The sequence below is a fragment of the Pseudoalteromonas sp. S2721 genome, assembly GCF_005887425.1.
GTDB lineage: Bacteria > Pseudomonadota > Gammaproteobacteria > Enterobacterales > Alteromonadaceae > Pseudoalteromonas > Pseudoalteromonas simplex.
Genome location: NZ_PNCZ01000040.1, coordinates 1 through 17,690 on the forward strand (window position 1 = coordinate 1; position 17,690 = coordinate 17,690).

At 42.4% G+C, this 17,690-nt stretch carries 19 protein-coding genes; all 19 read right to left on the bottom strand.

The features are described from left to right. A partial coding sequence (locus CWC02_RS15090) for an Hpt domain-containing protein (protein ID WP_171043851.1) occupies window positions 1–660 on the bottom strand: 660 nt, incomplete at its 3' end. A gap of 15 nt (window positions 661–675) precedes the next feature. Beyond that, complete coding sequence (locus CWC02_RS15095) at window positions 676–1,443, bottom strand: protein phosphatase CheZ (protein ID WP_138599034.1); 768 nt, start codon at window positions 1,441–1,443, stop codon at window positions 676–678. A 17-nt stretch (window positions 1,444–1,460) separates the two neighbouring features. Continuing rightward, entirely contained in the window at window positions 1,461–1,844 is a 384-nt protein-coding gene (gene cheY, locus CWC02_RS15100) for a chemotaxis response regulator CheY (RefSeq protein WP_016708035.1), read from the bottom strand. Between the two features lie 40 nt (window positions 1,845–1,884). Further along, window positions 1,885–2,595, bottom strand: a complete 711-nt coding sequence (locus CWC02_RS15105; RefSeq protein WP_054562345.1) for an RNA polymerase sigma factor FliA — start codon at window positions 2,593–2,595, stop codon at window positions 1,885–1,887. 26 nt (window positions 2,596–2,621) lie between these two features. Then, window positions 2,622–3,482 carry a MinD/ParA family ATP-binding protein gene (locus CWC02_RS15110; protein WP_054553259.1) on the bottom strand — a complete coding sequence of 287 codons (861 nt, stop codon included), beginning with the start codon at window positions 3,480–3,482 and terminating at the stop codon, window positions 2,622–2,624. Continuing rightward, complete coding sequence (gene flhF, locus CWC02_RS15115) at window positions 3,475–4,956, bottom strand: flagellar biosynthesis GTPase FlhF (RefSeq protein WP_138619147.1); 1,482 nt, start codon at window positions 4,954–4,956, stop codon at window positions 3,475–3,477. The genes CWC02_RS15110 and flhF overlap by 8 nt, the downstream gene beginning before the upstream one ends. A gap of 20 nt (window positions 4,957–4,976) precedes the next feature. Next, a complete protein-coding gene (gene flhA / locus CWC02_RS15120) occupies window positions 4,977–7,088 on the bottom strand; it encodes a flagellar biosynthesis protein FlhA (protein ID WP_054553261.1) in 2,112 nt (703 codons plus the stop codon). A 71-nt stretch (window positions 7,089–7,159) separates the two neighbouring features. Then, window positions 7,160–8,290, bottom strand: coding sequence for a flagellar biosynthesis protein FlhB (gene flhB, locus CWC02_RS15125; RefSeq protein WP_054553262.1), 1,131 nt, complete (start codon window positions 8,288–8,290; stop codon window positions 7,160–7,162). Window positions 8,291–8,299: 9 nt separating this feature from the next. After that, on the bottom strand, window positions 8,300–9,079 hold the full coding sequence (fliR, locus tag CWC02_RS15130; protein WP_054553263.1) for a flagellar biosynthetic protein FliR: 780 nt from the start codon (window positions 9,077–9,079) through the stop codon (window positions 8,300–8,302). Further along, window positions 9,080–9,349 (bottom strand): flagellar biosynthesis protein FliQ, encoded by a 270-nt coding sequence (gene fliQ, locus CWC02_RS15135; RefSeq protein ID WP_054553264.1) that lies wholly within the window; start codon window positions 9,347–9,349, stop codon window positions 9,080–9,082. 40 nt (window positions 9,350–9,389) lie between these two features. After that, entirely contained in the window at window positions 9,390–10,130 is a 741-nt protein-coding gene (gene fliP, locus CWC02_RS15140; RefSeq protein WP_054553265.1) for a flagellar type III secretion system pore protein FliP, read from the bottom strand. Window positions 10,131–10,134: 4 nt separating this feature from the next. Beyond that, a complete protein-coding gene (fliO, locus tag CWC02_RS15145) occupies window positions 10,135–10,518 on the bottom strand; it encodes a flagellar biosynthetic protein FliO (protein ID WP_054553266.1) in 384 nt (127 codons plus the stop codon). Then, window positions 10,515–10,916: a flagellar motor switch protein FliN gene (gene fliN, locus CWC02_RS15150; RefSeq protein WP_054553267.1), complete on the bottom strand. Its 402-nt coding sequence runs from the start codon at window positions 10,914–10,916 to the stop codon at window positions 10,515–10,517. The genes fliO and fliN overlap by 4 nt, the downstream gene beginning before the upstream one ends. A 22-nt stretch (window positions 10,917–10,938) precedes the next feature. Beyond that, entirely contained in the window at window positions 10,939–12,030 is a 1,092-nt protein-coding gene (gene fliM, locus CWC02_RS15155; protein WP_054553268.1) for a flagellar motor switch protein FliM, read from the bottom strand. 9 nt (window positions 12,031–12,039) lie between these two features. After that, window positions 12,040–12,561 (bottom strand): flagellar basal body-associated protein FliL, encoded by a 522-nt coding sequence (gene fliL, locus CWC02_RS15160; RefSeq protein ID WP_054553269.1) that lies wholly within the window; start codon window positions 12,559–12,561, stop codon window positions 12,040–12,042. A gap of 72 nt (window positions 12,562–12,633) precedes the next feature. Beyond that, window positions 12,634–14,952, bottom strand: a complete 2,319-nt coding sequence (locus CWC02_RS15165) for a flagellar hook-length control protein FliK (protein WP_138619149.1) — start codon at window positions 14,950–14,952, stop codon at window positions 12,634–12,636. A gap of 112 nt (window positions 14,953–15,064) precedes the next feature. Further along, complete coding sequence (gene fliJ, locus CWC02_RS15170) at window positions 15,065–15,520, bottom strand: flagellar export protein FliJ (RefSeq protein WP_054553271.1); 456 nt, start codon at window positions 15,518–15,520, stop codon at window positions 15,065–15,067. Next, a complete protein-coding gene (gene fliI / locus CWC02_RS15175; protein WP_054553272.1) occupies window positions 15,520–16,854 on the bottom strand; it encodes a flagellar protein export ATPase FliI in 1,335 nt (444 codons plus the stop codon). The genes fliJ and fliI overlap by 1 nt, the downstream gene beginning before the upstream one ends. Before the next feature lie 17 nt (window positions 16,855–16,871). Beyond that, window positions 16,872–17,690: a flagellar assembly protein FliH gene (gene fliH / locus CWC02_RS15180; RefSeq protein WP_054553273.1), complete on the bottom strand. Its 819-nt coding sequence runs from the start codon at window positions 17,688–17,690 to the stop codon at window positions 16,872–16,874.

Consider the following 17,690-nt stretch of genomic DNA (forward strand, 5'->3'; position numbering starts at 1 on the left):
ACCTTTACCATGTAATTCATCGAGGAGGCTTTCAAACTCATCTTCAGTAATTTCATCAATATTCTGTGGTTCTGCCTTACTATCAGCAAGACCGCCGCCATCAAACAACATATCAAACGCAAATGGATCATCTTCATCAATATTGTCTGCTGCCGTGTTAGCTGTTACTTCAGGTGCATCAACAACAGCCTCTTCAACAGCAGGTTCTTCAGGTGCAACTGCTACATCGTCTGCTACTGATACATCTTCACCTGCAAGCTCTTCCGCTGTAGGTGGTTGGCTTAATTTATGAAGAACGTCTAGAAGCGCAGGATCTGCAGGCTCTGGTTGCTCACGATTTTGAATCGTTGCGAACATTTCGTTGATGGTATCCAGAGCTTGTAAAATAACATCCATAAGCTCAGGAGTGACACTGCGAACACCTTGGCGTAATAAATCGAAAACATTCTCTGCACCGTGACACGCATCAACAAGTTCAGTCATGCTTAAAAAGCCTGCACCGCCTTTGACAGTGTGGAAGCCTCTAAAAATGGCGTTTAAGAGATCTTTGTCTTCGGGATTGTTCTCAAGCTCAACTAATTGCTCTGACAAAAGCTCTAAGATTTCTCCTGCCTCAACAAGGAAATCCTGTAAAATATCTTCATCGACTTCAAAGCTCATGCAGCTACTCTCCTCTTAGAAGCCCAGACTTGATAATAGATCATCGACTTCATCTTGTCCTGAGACAACATCATCACGAGAGTCTTTATCAATAATCGGCCCTTCAGGACCTGCTAGTGTATCACTTGTCGCAGGTGCTTTTTCTATGGCCTGTTTTTCTTGTTGTTGATGACCATCTTCTTGACTGCCAAACACAGTTAAGAGATTAATTAAACTGTCTTCTACTTCTCGCACTAACTCAATGACGCGACGGATTACTTGCCCCGTCAAATCTTGATAGTCCTGTGCCATCAGCACATTGGTCATCAAGCCCTGTAGCTCATCGGTTTTAGTATGCGAGTTATTCATAAAATTATCTAAGCTATGACATAGCTTTTTAAACTCACCGAGCTCTATTTCTCGGCTCATTAAACGATCCCACGTTGGTTTAATCGTCGCTATTTCATCTGCAAGTTGTTGCGCTATAGGTAAACTAGCTTCAACTGCATCCATGGTTTTGTTAGCGGCGCTTTCTGTCATTTCCATAACATAATTTAAGCGCTGCTTAGCGTCTGGGATCGCATCGGTAGTTAAATCTGAAAGACGAGTATCTAGATCAAAGTTTTTTAGCGCTTCATGTAATTGTCGCGTCAGTTTACCGATTTCAGCAAACAGCTCTGATTGTTCTTTTGATGCTGTTTCAAGTATCAGCTGATCAGCTTTTTCTTGTTCACCATTTTCAAGAAACTCAACAAGTTGACGAGCTTGCTCTAAACTTATTTGAGGCGCAGCTAGTGCTGACATAAGCCTCTCCCCTTAGATTAACCTAAACGTTCAAACACTTTTTCCAATTTGGTTTTAAGTGTCGCAGCAGTGAATGGTTTAACGATATAGCCATTAACACCCGCTTGAGCAGCAGCAACAATTTGTTCTTTTTTCGCTTCAGCTGTCACCATTAATACAGGAATATGCTTAAGGCTATCATCAGCACGAATTGCTCTTAACAAATCAATGCCTTGCATACCTGGCATGTTCCAATCTGTTACAACAAAATCAAATTCTTGATTTTGTAGCATTGGCAATGCTGTTGACCCATCGTCAGCTTCCTGCACATTGGTAAAACCTAAATCCCTTAATAGATTTTTAATGATACGTCTCATTGTAGAAAAATCATCAACAACAAGAATTTTCATGTTTTTATCCAAAACATCCTCCGGTGAGGTTTGAACCTATATTTACTTACTACTAATTAATCCAGTCATTGATTTTTGCTTTGAGCTTAATCATCGCCTGACCATGTATCTGACTCACACGCGATTCACTAACATCGAGTATGTGTCCTATTTCTTTTAAGTTCATTTCGTCGTTGTAGTACAAAGACAAAACAAGTGCATCTCTTTCTGGTAACGATTGGATAGCCGTTAATAGAGACTGGTTAAACCGCTCATTTTTAACGTTATTAAACGGTTTGTCTAGTCCTAAATCCTGACCTACAGGTGTAATGACGTCTTCATCAACGCCTAAGTCCTCTATACCTAATACTTTACTAGAATTTACATCATGTAGAATATGATGGTACTCATCGAGCGTTATATCAAGTTTTTCAGCGACTTCTGTATCTTTAGGTTCACGATTTAGCGTGCTTTCTAATTCGGAAATGGTTTCAGCCACAAGGCGAGCATTTCGGTGAACTGAGCGTGGTGCCCAGTCACCTCTACGAATTTCGTCTAACATCGCACCACGAATACGAATTCCAGCGAAAGTTTCGAAACTAGCCCCTTTGCTAGCATCAAAGTTTTTTGATGCTTCAATTAGGCCTATCATGCCTGATTGAATTAAATCATCGAGTTGGACACTGGCAGGTAAACGAGCAATTAGATGGCACGCCACTTTTTTAACTAAAGAGGCATGTTTTTCAACAATCGCATTTAAGTTTTGTGCTGATTGATATCCCATCGCTTTATTCACCGATGTTGTCATAGTTAGCCGTTTACTAGTTTTTCAATGAAAAATTCTAAATGGCCAGAAGGTTGATTAGGGATCGGCCACTTAACTGCTTTTGTTGCTAATGTTTTAAACGCCACCGCAGCTGGTGAGTTTGGAAATAATTCAACAATCACCTTTTGACGTCGCGTAGATTTACGCATGTTCTCGTCATAAGGAATGGTAGCTACCAACTCCATTGAAACGTCTAAAAAGCGATCCGTTACTTTTGAAAGTTTAGCAAATAATTCTTGCCCTTCACGCAAACTGCGCACCATATTGGCAACAATTTTAAATTTATATACGCCATGCTCACGGCTAAGCACTTTTATAAGCGCATAAGCATCGGTAATTGAGGTAGGTTCATCGCATACAACCACAACAACATCTTGGGCTGCACGAGAAAAGCTTAATACCATGTCAGAAATACCTGCAGCGGTATCGACAATTAAAATATCAAACTCGGTGTTTAACTCACTAAAAGCGCGGATAAGGCCTGCATGCTCAGATGGTGTTAATTCCACCATGCTTTGCGAACCAGACGTCGCTGGTACAATTTTTATACCTGCAGGACCTTCAACGAGAATTTCGTCAAGCTCACACTCGCCTGACAAAACATGAGATAAGTTACGTTCAACACGAAGGCCAAGCATCACGTCACAGTTTGCCAAACCTAAATCGGCATCTAGTACTAATACACGATTTCCTTGCTGCCCTAATGCGATTGCGGTGTTGAGTGAAACATTGGTTTTACCCACTCCACCTTTACCGCCAGTCACAGCGATAACTTTAACGCCACTATTATTATTTTGATTCATTTTGCGCAGGCCGCTTGCTTGATCTAATACTGTGTTAATCATACATCCCTACTGTGTTCGACGCTACTGCTTGACGTCGTGAATGTTGTGCTTTTGCTCGTTTTAAATACAATTGTTCAGCTTTTTTCACTAGTTTTTCAGCATTCGCTACGCGAATATCTTCAGGAACACGCTGACCGTTAGTAAGATACCCTATTGGCAGGCGATTTTGAATCGCTATACTAATAATCTCACCTAAACTTAAAGATTCATCCAATTTAGTGAAGATACAGCCACTTAGATGAACCTTTTTAAAGTGTCTTACGGTTTCTTGCAACACATTTATCTGTGCTGTCGCACTCAATACTAAATAACTACGAATATCAACACGCTGATTACGCATTAAGGTGTTTAATTGCTCAGTTAAACGTAAATCACGTTGGCTCATACCCGCTGTATCTATTAATACTAGACGCTTATTACGTAAATGGTATAGCACTTCAGCTAATTCATTCGCATCTTTTACCTGCTTAACACCACAGCCAATAATACGACCATAAGTAGCCAATTGTTCGTAGGCACCAATTCTATATGTATCAGTGGTGATCAACGCCACTTTATCAGCACCATATTTTTGTGCGCCCAGTGCAGCTAATTTCGCAACAGTCGTTGTTTTACCAACACCCGTTGGGCCCACTAATGCGAATACACCACCTTGACGTAGGATTTCGTTATTCGTTGTATGCATTTGGTTTTCAACCATTTGCAGTAATGCTTGCCACGCTTGTTGACGTGATACATCATCAGGAATGAAACAGGCCATTTGTTCAGCAACATCACGTTCAATGCCCATACCCGCTAAGCGGTCAATCATACATGCACGAGTCGGATCGCGGCGAGCCATATCTTGTTGCATTAAGCCAGATACTTGGTGTTCAAGTAATTGACGAATCGCATTCATTTCTTCCCGCATAGTCGTCATTTCTGATTGATTCGCAGGTGCTGAGTTTTTATGCTCAGCGGGTGAATCTAAATCATCAAAACCTGAATCTAAATCGTCATCAAAACCAAGGCTATGAGCTTGAGTTTGTACACGAGGTGCTGCCTGCGGTTGATAACGAGGAGCTTGCTTATATTCAGGCTGTTGCTGCTCAAAGCTTGGCTCTTTTGCTTGATAGTGTTCACTCGTATCAATACCAGATTGACTAAACATTGACGCAAGCTCTGGCGAACGAGGGCGTGGGGCTTGACGCTCAAGTAACGCTTGTAGGCTATCAGCAACTTTCGCTTGCGGCTCAGGTTTAGCACGCATTGGCTCAGGTTTAACAAAGTTATGCTGTGGAGTAGGTGCTGATTGTGCCACTGCTGGTTTAGCTTCGGCTTTCGGGGCTGCTTTGTCGTAATCAACAGCTGCAACGATTTCAACGCCGTTAGCAAGCTTTTTGTTCGACATAATAACCGCATCAACACCTAGTTCATCTTTCACTTCTTTCAGTGCTGTGCGCATATCTTTAGCAAAAAAACGTTTAATTTTCATGGTTCAACCCCTTTACTATCCTATTGTTGGCCTACTGAGCTGACAATCTTAATCTGTCTTTCGTCTGGTACCTCTTGGTAAGACATCACCCTTAAACCTGGGATGGTGTACTTAACAAAGCGAGATAACACAGTTCTTAACATTCCTGACGTTAACAGTATCGAAGGTTCACCGGCCATTTCTTGGTTTTGATGCGCTTCATTCAATGATTGTTGAAGTCGCTCTGCAAGGCTTGGCTCTATTCCGGCACCTTCGTCACCTGCATTCTGAAGTGACTGATGCAACATCTGTTCCAACTCAGGCGCCAAGGTTATGACAGGGATCTCAGAAGACATACCAACAGCATCTTGAACGATCAATCTGCGCAGTGAAATTCGCACTGCAGCCGTTAGTACATCAGGGTCTTGGCTACGTGGGCCATACTCAACAAGGGTTTGAACAATCGAGCGCATATCGCGAATTGCCACCCCTTCATTGAGTAAGTTTTGTAGCACTTTTACGATAGTAGTGAGTGGTAATACGTCAGGAACCAGTCCCTCAACAAGGCGTGGATGACTCTTCGCTAACATATCTAGTAAGTTTTGTACTTCTTCATGACCAAGCAGTAAAGCAGCACTGTTAGTAAGTAACTGGCTGATATGAGTTGCAACCACAGTTGCTGAATCAACGACTGTGTAGCCAAGTGACTGCGCTTCATCTTTTTGATCTGGTTTGATCCAAACCGCATCCAACCCAAATGCAGGATCTTTTGTGGCAACCCCTTTGATTGGACCAAATACTTGGCCTGGATTAATCGCTAACTCATCACCATGCTTAAGCTCACCTTCACCGCTTGAAACCCCCATCATAGTGATTCTATAAGCATTTGGGTCAAGCTCTAAGTTATCGCGGATATGCACAGGAGGTACCAAGAAACCAAGTTCCTGAGACAATTTCTTACGCACACCTTTGATACGATTTAATAGTTCACCACCTTGAGATTGATCTACCAGTGGAATTAAGCGATATCCCACTTCTAAACCAATAACGTCAACCTGTTGAACATCATCCCAACCCAGTTCTTTTTGCTCTTGTTTATTAGCAACACCTGTTCCTGGCGCACCACCATTTGCTTCTTGCTCTGCTTTTTCAGCTTCTGCTTTGGCTTTTTGTTGTTGGGTGAAGTAAGCAAGGTAACCCAGTAATCCACCTAGGCTTAAAAATGCAATATGCGGCATACCTGGCACAAGACCCATGATGATCAAAATACCAGATGCGATATACAAAGACTTTTCGTTACCTAGCTGTGTCTTAACTTGGTCGCCCATATTGTGCGATTCATTTTGACGGGTAACAACGATTGCAGTACCGATAGACAGTAACAGTGAAGGCAGTTGTGCAACTAGACCATCACCAATGGTTAGTAAGGTGTACACTTCCATCGCACGGCTGAACGATAAATCATGTTGGATCATACCAACAAATAAACCACCAACGATGTTAATCACTAGAATAACGATACCCGCTATTGCATCGCCTTTTACGAACTTACTCGCACCATCCATTGAACCATAGAAATCGGCTTCGCGGGTAACCTCTTCACGGCGTTCACGGGCTTGCTCTGCACTGATAAAACCAGCGTTTAAATCAGCATCAATCGCCATTTGTTTACCCGGCATTGCATCAAGAGTAAAGCGAGCTGATACTTCAGAAATACGACCTGCACCTTTGGTGATAACCACAAAGTTAATAATGATTAAAATCAGGAAGACCACTAAACCAACTGCATAGTTACCGCCGATAACCACCGAACCAAAGGCCTCGATAACTTTACCGGCTGCATCACCGCCGTTATGACCTTCGAGTAATACTACACGGGTACTGGCGACATTCAGCGCTAAGCGCATGATGGTTGCAATCAGTAGAACCGCAGGGAACATACCAAATTCAAGGGGTTTCATGGTGTAAACTGTAACCAGTAACACCACCAGTGCTAACGCGATATTAAACGAAAATAGAATATCTAAAAGAAATGGCGGCAGGGGTAAAATCACCATACCCAGCGCAGCAAGTACCATTAACGGCGTGCCGATACCCTTCGCATATTCTTTTTTATCTCTGTTAAGTTGTTGTAATACCGCTTTAAATTCCATAATCCAACAATTTCAAAAAATTGACACTACACGGAATTTGCAATAACTATTCCAAGTTATAAATTTACTGTTTAGTATTTGTAGGCATCGGGGATTGGGAGCTTTTTATTGAGTGGTACAGGACGTTTACCGCGCCCTTTTTGGAAGCGTTTTAACTGGAAGACATAAGCTAACACTTGTGCAACGGCAGTGAATAGCTGATCAGGTATTTGATGACCAACATCGGTGGTGTGATACAGCGCACGAGTAAGCATGGGTGATTCAACAATTGGCACGTCATTCCCCTTGCCCACTTTACGAATTTGCATAGCAAGCTCGTCCACGCCTTTGGCAAGAACAATAGGCGCACCGGCTTTAGCTGTATCGTATTTTAGTGCTACAGAATAATGGGTCGGGTTAGTTACGATCACATCTGCATCAGGCACGTCTTGCATCATACGCCTTTGCGACATTTCACGCTGAGTACGGCGAATACGCGCTTTTATTTGCGGATCACCCTCAGAGTTTTTAAATTCGTCTTTTACCTCTTGTAAGGTCATTTTTAACTGTTTATGGTGTTTGTGACTTTGATAAGGAGAATCTATTGCAGCAATAATGATTAACGTACAAGTTAATCCCAAGAACATCCAAGATAGTATTTCGAGTGCATGGATAAAATTTCCGGGCGCGCTTTCAATGCTTAGGTGCAGTATTTCATCAAAGAAAGTATTAATTAAGAACACAGCAAAGCCTGCAACCACTACAAATTTTAAAATAGACTTAACTAGCTCTACTCCTGCTTGAGGGCCAAGCATACGCTTAATACCTTTAGCTGGCGACATCTTACTTGCTTTTGGGGCTGCCGCTTGCCAACTAAAGTTATAACCCCCCAGTAAAGTATTCCCAACAAAAGCGGCTATGACGATGATCAACACAAACATTGCCATAGGGAATAACAATGCATCCGCAACAATTCCCCACACTGAAAACATCTTAGTGGTGTCGTAGGTTTCATTACGGTTAAGGCTTAATAAACGTCCCATTATATTATAAAGACCTTTACCAATTTCAGGGCCATACAATAAGAGTGAAACTGCAGAAAAAATAAGCACAAACATGGTACCTAGCTCTTTTGAGCGGGCAACCTGACCTTTCTTCTTGGCATCATCAATTTTTTTCTGCGTGGGTTCTTCGGTTTTTTCTTGACCAGAATCTTCAGCCATGGCGCGCTCCTAAGGTGTACAACCAACAAGGCTGCACATTAACTCAACCATTTTTAACCACTGAAACTCAAATTGAGTCATAAAGTTGCCTAATGTTGCCCAAATAATCACAAGACCAGCTACTAAGGTAAACGGAAAGCCAATTGAGAAAATATTTAACTGCGGTGCCGCTCGGGTCATTACACCAAACGACATGTTAATAACAAGCATGGCTGTCAGTGGAGCTAAAGCAAGCACCAAGGCTGTGGTGAACATCCAACCACCCCAAGTAACGATATCCCAGTAATGATCAACCGCCCACCAATTGCCATCAATTGGTAGCACTTCAAAGCTATGAATGACCATTTGAATCATCATTAAGTGGCCATTGAACACAAAGAAAAGCAAGGTCGCCAAGATTAGATAAAATTGTCCCACAGCGGGTACACTCAGACCATTCGATGGATCAACTACGGACGCAAAACCAAGACCTGTTTGCATCGCGAGTATTTGCCCAGCAAGAACAAAAGTATTTAGCAATAAAACAGATGCAAACCCAATCGCGACACCAATAAGCATTTGCTGAATGACCACAAGAATCATCTCAAACGAAAAAAGATTGTTGAAAGTCGCAGGGGGCAGCATAGGCACAGCAACAAAGGTTACAACTACAGCTAAACCAAGCTTAATTCGGCTTGGTACATTCTTCGCACCAAGGCCTGCCATGATCATAATCATTGAGCTAATACGCACTAATGGCAGCAAAAAGTCGCTGAGCCATTGAATAATGACCGCAAATGGAAATTCCATTTAGCCTGCAATCTCCGGTATAGACATCACTAAACGGGTAAAATAGTCCATAAGCTCTTGCGTGAACCAGTGACCACCTATAATAAGTGCGCTTATGGTAATTAGCAAACGAGGTAAAAAGCTTAAGGTTTGCTCATTGATTGATGTTGCCGCTTGGAAAACTGCCACGACTAGACCGACTAATAAGCCAGGTACTACGATTGCAGACACTAACTTTATAACTAAAAATAGCGCGTCACTGAGTATATCGACAAAAATTTCGGGTTCCATTTTGTCTCTCCTACCTAATTATGTGCCTTGAATTGCATTGTTACACCCCGAGCCCAAAGCTCTTCGCCAGCGTGCCCATCACAAGGCTCCAGCCATCCACCAACACAAACAGCATGATCTTAAACGGCAAAGATACAATCATCGGCGAAAGCATCATCATACCCATGGCCATTAATACGGAGGCCACCACTAAATCAACTATCAAAAATGGGATAAAGAACATAAAACCAATGATAAAGGCCGTTTGCAATTCGCTGGTAACAAACGCTGGGATCAATACAATCAACGGCGTGTCTTCTGGCGAATCTAATTGCTCATAACCAGCTATTTTCGCAAAGGTCTCTAAATCTTTTATACGAACTTGTGAGAGCATAAACGCTTTCATTGGCTCTTTGGCAAGTTCTAATGCTTGCACTGAAGTAACTTGCTCATTCAAGTACGGCTCAATGGCACGCTCATTCACCTGCTGATAAATTGGCGCCATAATAAAAATACTTAAAAATAGCGACATGCCTAACAAAATTTGATTCGAAGGCGTTTGTTGTAAGCCTATTGCTTGGCGTAATATCGCCAGAACCACAATAATCCGTGTAAATGAAGTCATCATAATGACCGCTGCTGGAATAAAACTCAGTGCCGTCATGATCGCTAATACTTGTAGCGTCACTGAGTAATCTTGAGAGCCATCAGGGTTGGTGGTAATGGTCAGTGCTTCTATGCCTTCAGCGTTAACCGACGGCAAAAACAACACACTTGCTAAAATAAGTATCCACTTGATCATAGCGTTAATTCTTTTTATTTGAAGGTGATTGTGGGTTCAGTAACTTTCCAAATTTCTTGGCAAGTTCTGGCAGTTCTTTTTCTTGTAATGGTGTTTCTAGTTTATGCAGATAGTTAATACTGTGCGGGGTCACACCAATTAAGTGCTGAGCGTTATCGATTTCAATGACCATCAAGCGCTCACGAGAGCCCAAAGGCAAACTGCGCACTACTTTAAATTCATCACTATTAGCAAGATTTGGATTTAGTTTTTTAACCAAAAAAGCCAAAGCAATGATAACCACCAGCACTAAAAGCAAAGACATCACCATAGACAGTAAATCTGCCGTCGGTGATGCCGTAGGAAATGCAGTGCTCGACGCACTTGTTAAAGCAACTAAAGCATTCATCGTAACTTTTTAATACGCTCAACTTGGCTAATAACGTCAGTTAAACGAATACCGAACTTATCGTTTACAACGACCACCTCACCATGGGCAATCAGCGTGCCGTTAACCAATACATCAAGCGGCTCACCAGCGACTCGGTCTAGTTCTACCACCGAACCTTGGTTAAGTTGTAATAAGTTACGAATGTTGATTTTTGAACGGCCCACTTCCATAGAAATAGTAACCGGAATGTCCAAGATGGTATCAAGTTTTCGTTTTTCGTCGCCCGATAGCTCATGTCTTTCATCTTTTAATTCATCAAGCTCTGCCACAGCAGCATCGCCTGAGCCACCCTCAGCCTCTTCAGCTTCGGCTAGTGCCGCGGCCCATTCGTCCATTGTATCTTGATCATCACTCATTATGTTTAACCTTATAAATCGACTACCAGTCTAAATCTACACCTTCAGATAGATGTAGATCTTCTTCTAGTTCTGCTAATTCTGCATCTGAATCCAGTTTTTTGCCACCTTTTGTGAACACATGTAGTTCTGACTTAACTGATTCAGGGCGTTTAATTTTTTCGCTAATTTGTAGTGCAACATTGTCACGTGAGCGGCCCATTTTCGCTCTAAAGGTCGGCAGTTCTTCTACAAATACGGTGATATGCTCTGGCATTTCAACTGGGATAATATCGCCAGCTTTAAGCTCCATAATCTGTTGTAGCGTTAAATCAACCTCAAGCAATTGAGTCGATAGGTCGACTTCTACATCCATGATCTCATCACGTAATGCTTTACTCCAACGTAAGTCGGTGTCTTCGGTGTCTGATTGCACACCGGCATCGAGCAATTCGCGAATAGGCTCAAGCATTGAATACGGTAATGCGATATGGAAATCACCACCACCACCATCTAGCTCAATATGGAAGGAGCTAATAACAACCACTTCAGTTGGACTTACGATGTTCGCCATTGCTGGGTTAACTTCTGAGTCAAGGTACTCAAAAGATACATCCATTACCGGCGCCCATGCTTCTTTATAATCTTCGAAGATAATTTTAAGGAGCATTTGAACAATACGGCGTTCTGTTGGCGTAAATTCACGGCCTTCAATTTTTGCATGATAGCGGCCATCACCACCAAAAAAGTTATCCACTAAAATGAATACTAATCGGGCTTCCATGGTAATTAAGCCAGTGCCCTTCAACGGACGAAAACGTACCATGTTCAAACTGGTTGGCACGAATAAGGTATGGATATATTCGCCAAATTTAATCATTTGCACGCCGTTGATTGACACCTCAGCGGTGCGGCGCATCATGTTAAATAGGCTAATTCGCATATGACGGGCAAAACGTTCATTCACGATCTCCAAGGTCGGCATACGACCACGGACAATACGATCTTGTGATGAGAAGTCATACTGTAAGGTATTACTGTCTAAGTCATCACCTTCGTGAATATCTTCCTCTTCGACTTCATCAACGCCGTGTAAAAGCGCATCAATTTCGTCTTGAGATAATAAATCGCTCACGCTGACCCCTTATTGCATCACAAAGCCGGTGAATAATACCCGCTCTATCACTTTGCTACCTTCAACATCACTTAATGCTGATTGTACTTTTTCAAGTGCAGCAACACGCACTGACTCTTTACCTTCACTGGTACCTAATTCATCTGCGGTCGTTGTTGAAAGAACGCCAAGTAAGGTACTTTCGATAAGTGGAATATGCTTTTTGGCAGTTTCTTCGTTCACTTCACCGCGAACAAGTAGCTGAACTTTTATTTGTACAATACGGTCGCGACTCGCACCGGGTACATTAAATACAAATGGGCGTGGCATTGCGACATAGAGAGCCGAACCAATCTGTGCGGAGCTTGATGGTGCGGCAGCCTCAGTCACTGTGGTTTCATCTGCTAGGCTCTCTTCAGGGGCATCATCACCCATAAATAAAAAGTAACCTGCGGCGGCGCCAACAATCAACACTACAGCTGCAATAATGATAATCAGCTTCTTTTTGCCTTTACCCGTATCTTCTATTTCTAAATTTGCTTCTTCGGCCATTGTTACTTCCCTCAAAGTTACAGCAAGTTGTTTATCACACTGTAACTATTTTATTTCTTATAATAGCAGGACTTATGCATAGTAATCTATTGATGATGAAGATTGTTGTCGAGAAGTTTCTGCGCTTTGCGCTGTTACTTCTGGTTGTTGCTCCTCAGCTTGTTGATTTCCTGCAAGCTGCCCTTGCCCAGACTGCTCTTGTTGTTGCTCAGGGTTACCTTGCTGAATACTACTTTCACCAAGTTCAATACCTTGCTGCGCAAGCATTTCTCGTAAGCGTGGCATTGATTGCTCTAAAGCTTCTTTAGCCTGCTGATTTTGAACAACAAAATTAATTTGCGCTTGTTCAGCATCGCTACGTATACGAATTTGCATACTGCCCATTTCTGGTGGATCTAAGCGAATTTCCGCTTCTTTGTTATTTATATTGAGTAACGCACTAACTCGCTCTTGAAGCATCTTTGCGGCGTCACTCTTTATAATATTGATCGCTTGCATTACACCAGGGTCAATGCTCACCGATTTAGAGTGAGCCTGAGTTTGTGTCGTTGCTTGAGTCTGCATTGTTTGTGCATCAATTGCTTGCTCATATTGCTGATGAGCCACCTCATAGGCACCCGGTTGTGTTGCTGCATTGGCTTGAGTCGTTAACTGAGTAAATAACTGAGCTACACGCGAAGACACAGCTTCTTGTGTACGTTCGGTATTAATTTTTGTATCAAGCTCTAAAGTTACTTCTTCACTAGTTGCAGCCTTTGTAACATCGGCTGTAACCTGCGCAGTATTGTTTTGTTTTGTATTATTATTTTCAGCATTGACTGTGGCGGCGGTTATCGGCATCGCTGTGTTGACTATTGCAGGAGCATTAATAGCCTCTTTGAGCACAGTTTGTGCCGCTGAAAGTTTTTCGTACTGAGCAGTACCCGGCGTTAACGTTTGCAGTTGAGTATTCACTTTATTTAACAGTGCTTGCTGCTCATCTTTCGTCAGTGCAGTGATTTGCTTTTCGATGCTAGTCGGCAGTTTAGTATCAAGCACTTTATTATCAGCTAATTTAGCATCTTGTTTTGTCAGGCTTTCATCAGCAATGCCTTGCTCTACAGCAAATTGTGATACAGGGCTCTGTGCAGTTTGTGTTGTAGGCTTACTACTGTTCACATCAGTCAATAGCGACTTGATTGTTGCCAGCTCATCAGCGCCAAGCTTATTGTCAACTTTTAGTTGATTGATTTGTTGCTCAAATTGCTTTCGTTGATCAGTGCTGAGCGACAAACCTTTAGCGAACTCACTTACAGCCTGCCCGTCGCCACTTTGTAGTTTGGCAAGCAGATTAACGATTGACTTATCAGTTACTGGTTTATCTGATGCTTTTGCCGCGCTTGCTTCAACGCTCTTCGGAGCTACCTGCTCAGTAGCTAGGTTTACTGCTGGCTTATCAACGTTGCCATGCGCTTGCTTTGTCGTCACTTCAGCCGCTTTTGCATCAGTTTGAACGCTATTATTTGCATCGCTAAGCATCTTGCTTAAAACAGCTTTGCTTTTATCATTCGCGCTGAGTTCATTTCCATCAGCTGTTTTTACAGCGTCTAAATCAACAGTGGTTTCTTTACTGTCAGTTGCTTGTATTGCACTGGCAAAGTTAGCTACCTGAGGTTTTGTATCCGGTGTATTAACAGCTGAAACACCTTGCTTTTCTTTGTCTGTTAATGGGCCATCAACAATAGGGGTCACGCTATCTTTTGGCGGTAAATCACCAATCGCTTTTAGTTGACTATCTACTGCTGTCGCAACTTTAGACTTATGTAATAAACTTGCGATTGAGTTGTCATCTTCTGCTGCGACTTTTGAATCACCGGTTTGCGCAACGTCTGTCATAGGTGAAGGTATTACAGGTGTAATGGTATCGATTGGGGTTGGTTTTTTATCAACAACTACCGGGCTAAAGTCATTATTTTCAATCAATTTATTAACACGTGTACTCATAGCTTGAGCCGCATTAATTTGCGAAAGCAGTGAGTTATCTTCACCTTCTACAAGTGCAAGCTCATCGCTTTGCTCTTTAGTTACAGCTTCATTACGAACATCTGGATTTATTTTAGGCTGCTGATCTGTAGTTGTGGGAGTAGTTGCAGCTTTAGCATCAGTCGCTGTATTCTCATCACCTGGTTTTGCATCTGATTTAAGTTCTTCAGAAGTACTGATAGCTTTAGGTTCATCAATTGAGTCAGCATCTGCATCACTTTTTGCTTGCGCGTTTGCCGCTTCACTTGCTTCTGTCAGTGAAGTTAAAAAACTTAAGCCCGATGCTTTGTTGTTAGACTCTGAGTCTTTGCCTGAAAAACCAGTACCTTGCTCAGTTTTAACCTGCAAATTGATATCACTGATCGCCATAATTCACCTAAACCTAGTCATCTAAAGTAATGAGGCAATTTGCCGCCGCAAGTGCCAAAATTAATGCTACTGGTTAGGTAAATGCAATTAACATGCCTAAAAAAGAAGTATTTTAAAGAAGTGCGTTTTTAAGTTGACGCTGATAAAACTGATTTGCAGCAAATTCATCCAGCATTTTTTGTTCTGCTTTTGCCACTTGCATCGCTTGTTTTTCAGCTTGCTTTTCGATTAACTTCGCTACTGCTTTTGCTTTCACTTGTTGCTTTAACCACAGTGCTTTTCGCTGTGTCACAACTTGTTTTGCGGTATTCACTGTACTTGCTTGCTGACGTATCGCTTCTTCAATTTTTGCAATAAAAGCATGATATTGGCTGAAGCCAGCACTAGACAAACCAGAGCGTCCTTTCAAATGTAACTGCTGAGAATACTCTAAACGAAAGTTATTAAGCCCTTGCAGTTTTTGTTGATTACTTTGTAAGTGCTGCTGTGCTTTTAAATAATCCATGCGTAAAGACTCTTCTTTATCGCTCTCAAGCTTTAACAATAAATCAAGTTTACTTTTAGCCATTAACCTTGCCCTAATAACTGCGCGAGACCTTGCAGACCTTCATCATAACTGATCACATCTTTCATACCTTGTTGAAGGAATTGATTGACTCGCGGCATCATATTAATTGCTTGGTCGAGCATAGGATCGGTGCCTTTTTGGTACGCCCCTAAGGTGATCATATCTTTGTTTTGTTGATACATTGAATACACTTGCTTGAGCACACGCGCTTGTTGCATATGCGCTTCAGATACAACCTGCGGCATTACACGAGAAATCGACTTTTCAATATCAATAGCCGGATAGTGACCACTGTCGGCTAAATCTCGAGATAAAACAATGTGGCCATCTAAAATAGCGCGGGCAGAGTCAGCAATTGGATCTTGCATATCATCGCCCTCACTAAGTACAGTAAAAAACGCTGTAATGGCACCTTGCCCTTCACCACCATTACCGGCACGCTCCACCAGCGCAGGTAATTTAGCAAATACTGAAGGCGGATAACCTTTCGTAGCCGGAGGCTCACCAACCGCTAAGGCAATTTCACGTTGTGCCATGGCATAACGGGTAACAGAGTCAAGTAATAACAACACGTTAAGACCTTGATCGCGAAAGTATTCCGCAATGGTCACTGCACTTTCACAGCCTTTTAAACGCATTAATGGTGACGCATCCGCAGGGGCTGCAACTACCACTGAGCGCTTACGTCCTTCGACTCCTAAAATTTCTTCAATGAATTCTTTTACCTCACGACCACGTTCACCCACAAGGCCAACCACGATTACATCTGCTTCAGAACCACGAGTCATCATACCTAGTAGCACTGATTTACCAACACCAGAGCCTGCAAACAGACCCATACGCTGGCCTTGACCCACGGTAATAACGGAGTTGATGGCTCGTACACCTACATCCATAGGTTGACTGATTGGTCGTCTTGCCAGCGGGTTAATTGCGTTTTGCGCAAACTTTAAGTGATGCTCAGCATTAATTGCACCTAAGCCATCAAGTGGCCGACCAAGGCCATCCACTACGCGGCCAAGTAAACTCATGCCTACAGGCAATCCTGTTTCGTTTACTTTTGGGATAACTCGCGCACCTGGTAGTACGCCAGAGATGTGATCATTTGGCATTAAGTACAGTGTTTGGTCATTAAAGCCAACAACTTCAGCATCAACAAAGCCGTTAATGGTTTCAATTTTACATTGACTACCAACAGGTGCTCTAAGCCCTTTTGCTTCTAGCGTTAAACCAACAACACGCGTCAGAATACCGGCAACAGCCGGTTTTGGAGCCTTGATATGTTTTTCATAGCGCTGTAAGCGTTCGCTAAGAGTCATTGATTGAGCACTCATAATGAGCCTAAAAAGTGTTAGATACCACTGCTATGCAAAAAGTTTTCCAACGTTTCTTTGACGCGAGTTTTTATCGTCATATCGAGGGATGATTGCGGGGTTTTAATTTCGCAGCCACCGCGCTCTAAAGTCGGCTCTGCCACTAACTGCCAATGGTTATCTGCAATAGTTTGTTCGCCATAACTTTCGGTAATTAAAGCAATATCATCAGGATGTAAGTGAATACGTACTTTCACTTGCTCTTCACCTAACGCATCAATGGCTTGCTTCAAAGCATGTAAAATGACTTCTGGTGAGGTTTTGATTTCTTGGTAAACTAAGACTTCAGTTAACATAACAGCTAATTGCACTAACTGCTTTTCGGCACTTTCATCGACTTTAGATAATGGTTGAGAAAGGCTATCAAGTAAGCTTCTTAAGTTAGTGAGCTGCTCTTCTAAAATAGGCTTAATTTCTTCTTGGCCTTGCTCCTTACCAAGCTCAACACCTTCTTTAAAACCAGCTTCTTTCCCCTCATGCGCGCCTTTTTCAAAACCATCTATATAGCCTTGTTCATGACCTTGCTTTAGCCCTTCTTCATAGGCATCTTGACGGATTTTTTCAAGTTCAGCCATGGTCAATGACGGAATTTCAGGCTCTTCTGGCTGCTCTTCGGCCTGCTGCTTTTGCTGCTCTTTACGATATAAGTCAGCTAAAGGTGTGCCATACGCCGTTGAGCGTCCAGCGAGTTTTGTTGTATCTTGCGTCACTTCAGGAATTGGCCAGTTTTCCAATAATTCATCGGCAGCTTCACTGGCATGTACTGGGCGTCCTGTATGAAATGAAGACTTACTCAT

Coding starts and splice junctions, on each gene's coding strand:
- CWC02_RS15095 (WP_138599034.1), bottom strand. CDS start 1,443: ATGTCAGCACTAGCTGCGCCTCAAATAAGTTTAGAGCAAGCTCGTCAA.
- CWC02_RS15105 (WP_054562345.1), bottom strand. CDS start 2,595: ATGGGATATCAATCAGCACAAAACTTAAATGCGATTGTTGAAAAACAT.
- CWC02_RS15110 (WP_054553259.1), bottom strand. CDS start 3,482: ATGATTAACACAGTATTAGATCAAGCAAGCGGCCTGCGCAAAATGAAT.
- flhF (WP_138619147.1), bottom strand. CDS start 4,956: ATGAAAATTAAACGTTTTTTTGCTAAAGATATGCGCACAGCACTGAAA.
- flhA (WP_054553261.1), bottom strand. CDS start 7,088: ATGGAATTTAAAGCGGTATTACAACAACTTAACAGAGATAAAAAAGAA.
- flhB (WP_054553262.1), bottom strand. CDS start 8,290: ATGGCTGAAGATTCTGGTCAAGAAAAAACCGAAGAACCCACGCAGAAA.
- fliR (WP_054553263.1), bottom strand. CDS start 9,079: ATGGAATTTCCATTTGCGGTCATTATTCAATGGCTCAGCGACTTTTTG.
- fliQ (WP_054553264.1), bottom strand. CDS start 9,349: ATGGAACCCGAAATTTTTGTCGATATACTCAGTGACGCGCTATTTTTA.
- fliP (WP_054553265.1), bottom strand. CDS start 10,130: ATGATCAAGTGGATACTTATTTTAGCAAGTGTGTTGTTTTTGCCGTCG.
- fliO (WP_054553266.1), bottom strand. CDS start 10,518: ATGAATGCTTTAGTTGCTTTAACAAGTGCGTCGAGCACTGCATTTCCT.
- fliN (WP_054553267.1), bottom strand. CDS start 10,916: ATGAGTGATGATCAAGATACAATGGACGAATGGGCCGCGGCACTAGCC.
- fliL (WP_054553269.1), bottom strand. CDS start 12,561: ATGGCCGAAGAAGCAAATTTAGAAATAGAAGATACGGGTAAAGGCAAA.
- CWC02_RS15165 (WP_138619149.1), bottom strand. CDS start 14,952: ATGGCGATCAGTGATATCAATTTGCAGGTTAAAACTGAGCAAGGTACT.
- fliJ (WP_054553271.1), bottom strand. CDS start 15,520: ATGGCTAAAAGTAAACTTGATTTATTGTTAAAGCTTGAGAGCGATAAA.
- fliI (WP_054553272.1), bottom strand. CDS start 16,854: ATGAGTGCTCAATCAATGACTCTTAGCGAACGCTTACAGCGCTATGAA.
- fliH (WP_054553273.1), bottom strand. CDS start 17,690: ATGAGTAAGTCTTCATTTCATACAGGACGCCCAGTACATGCCAGTGAA.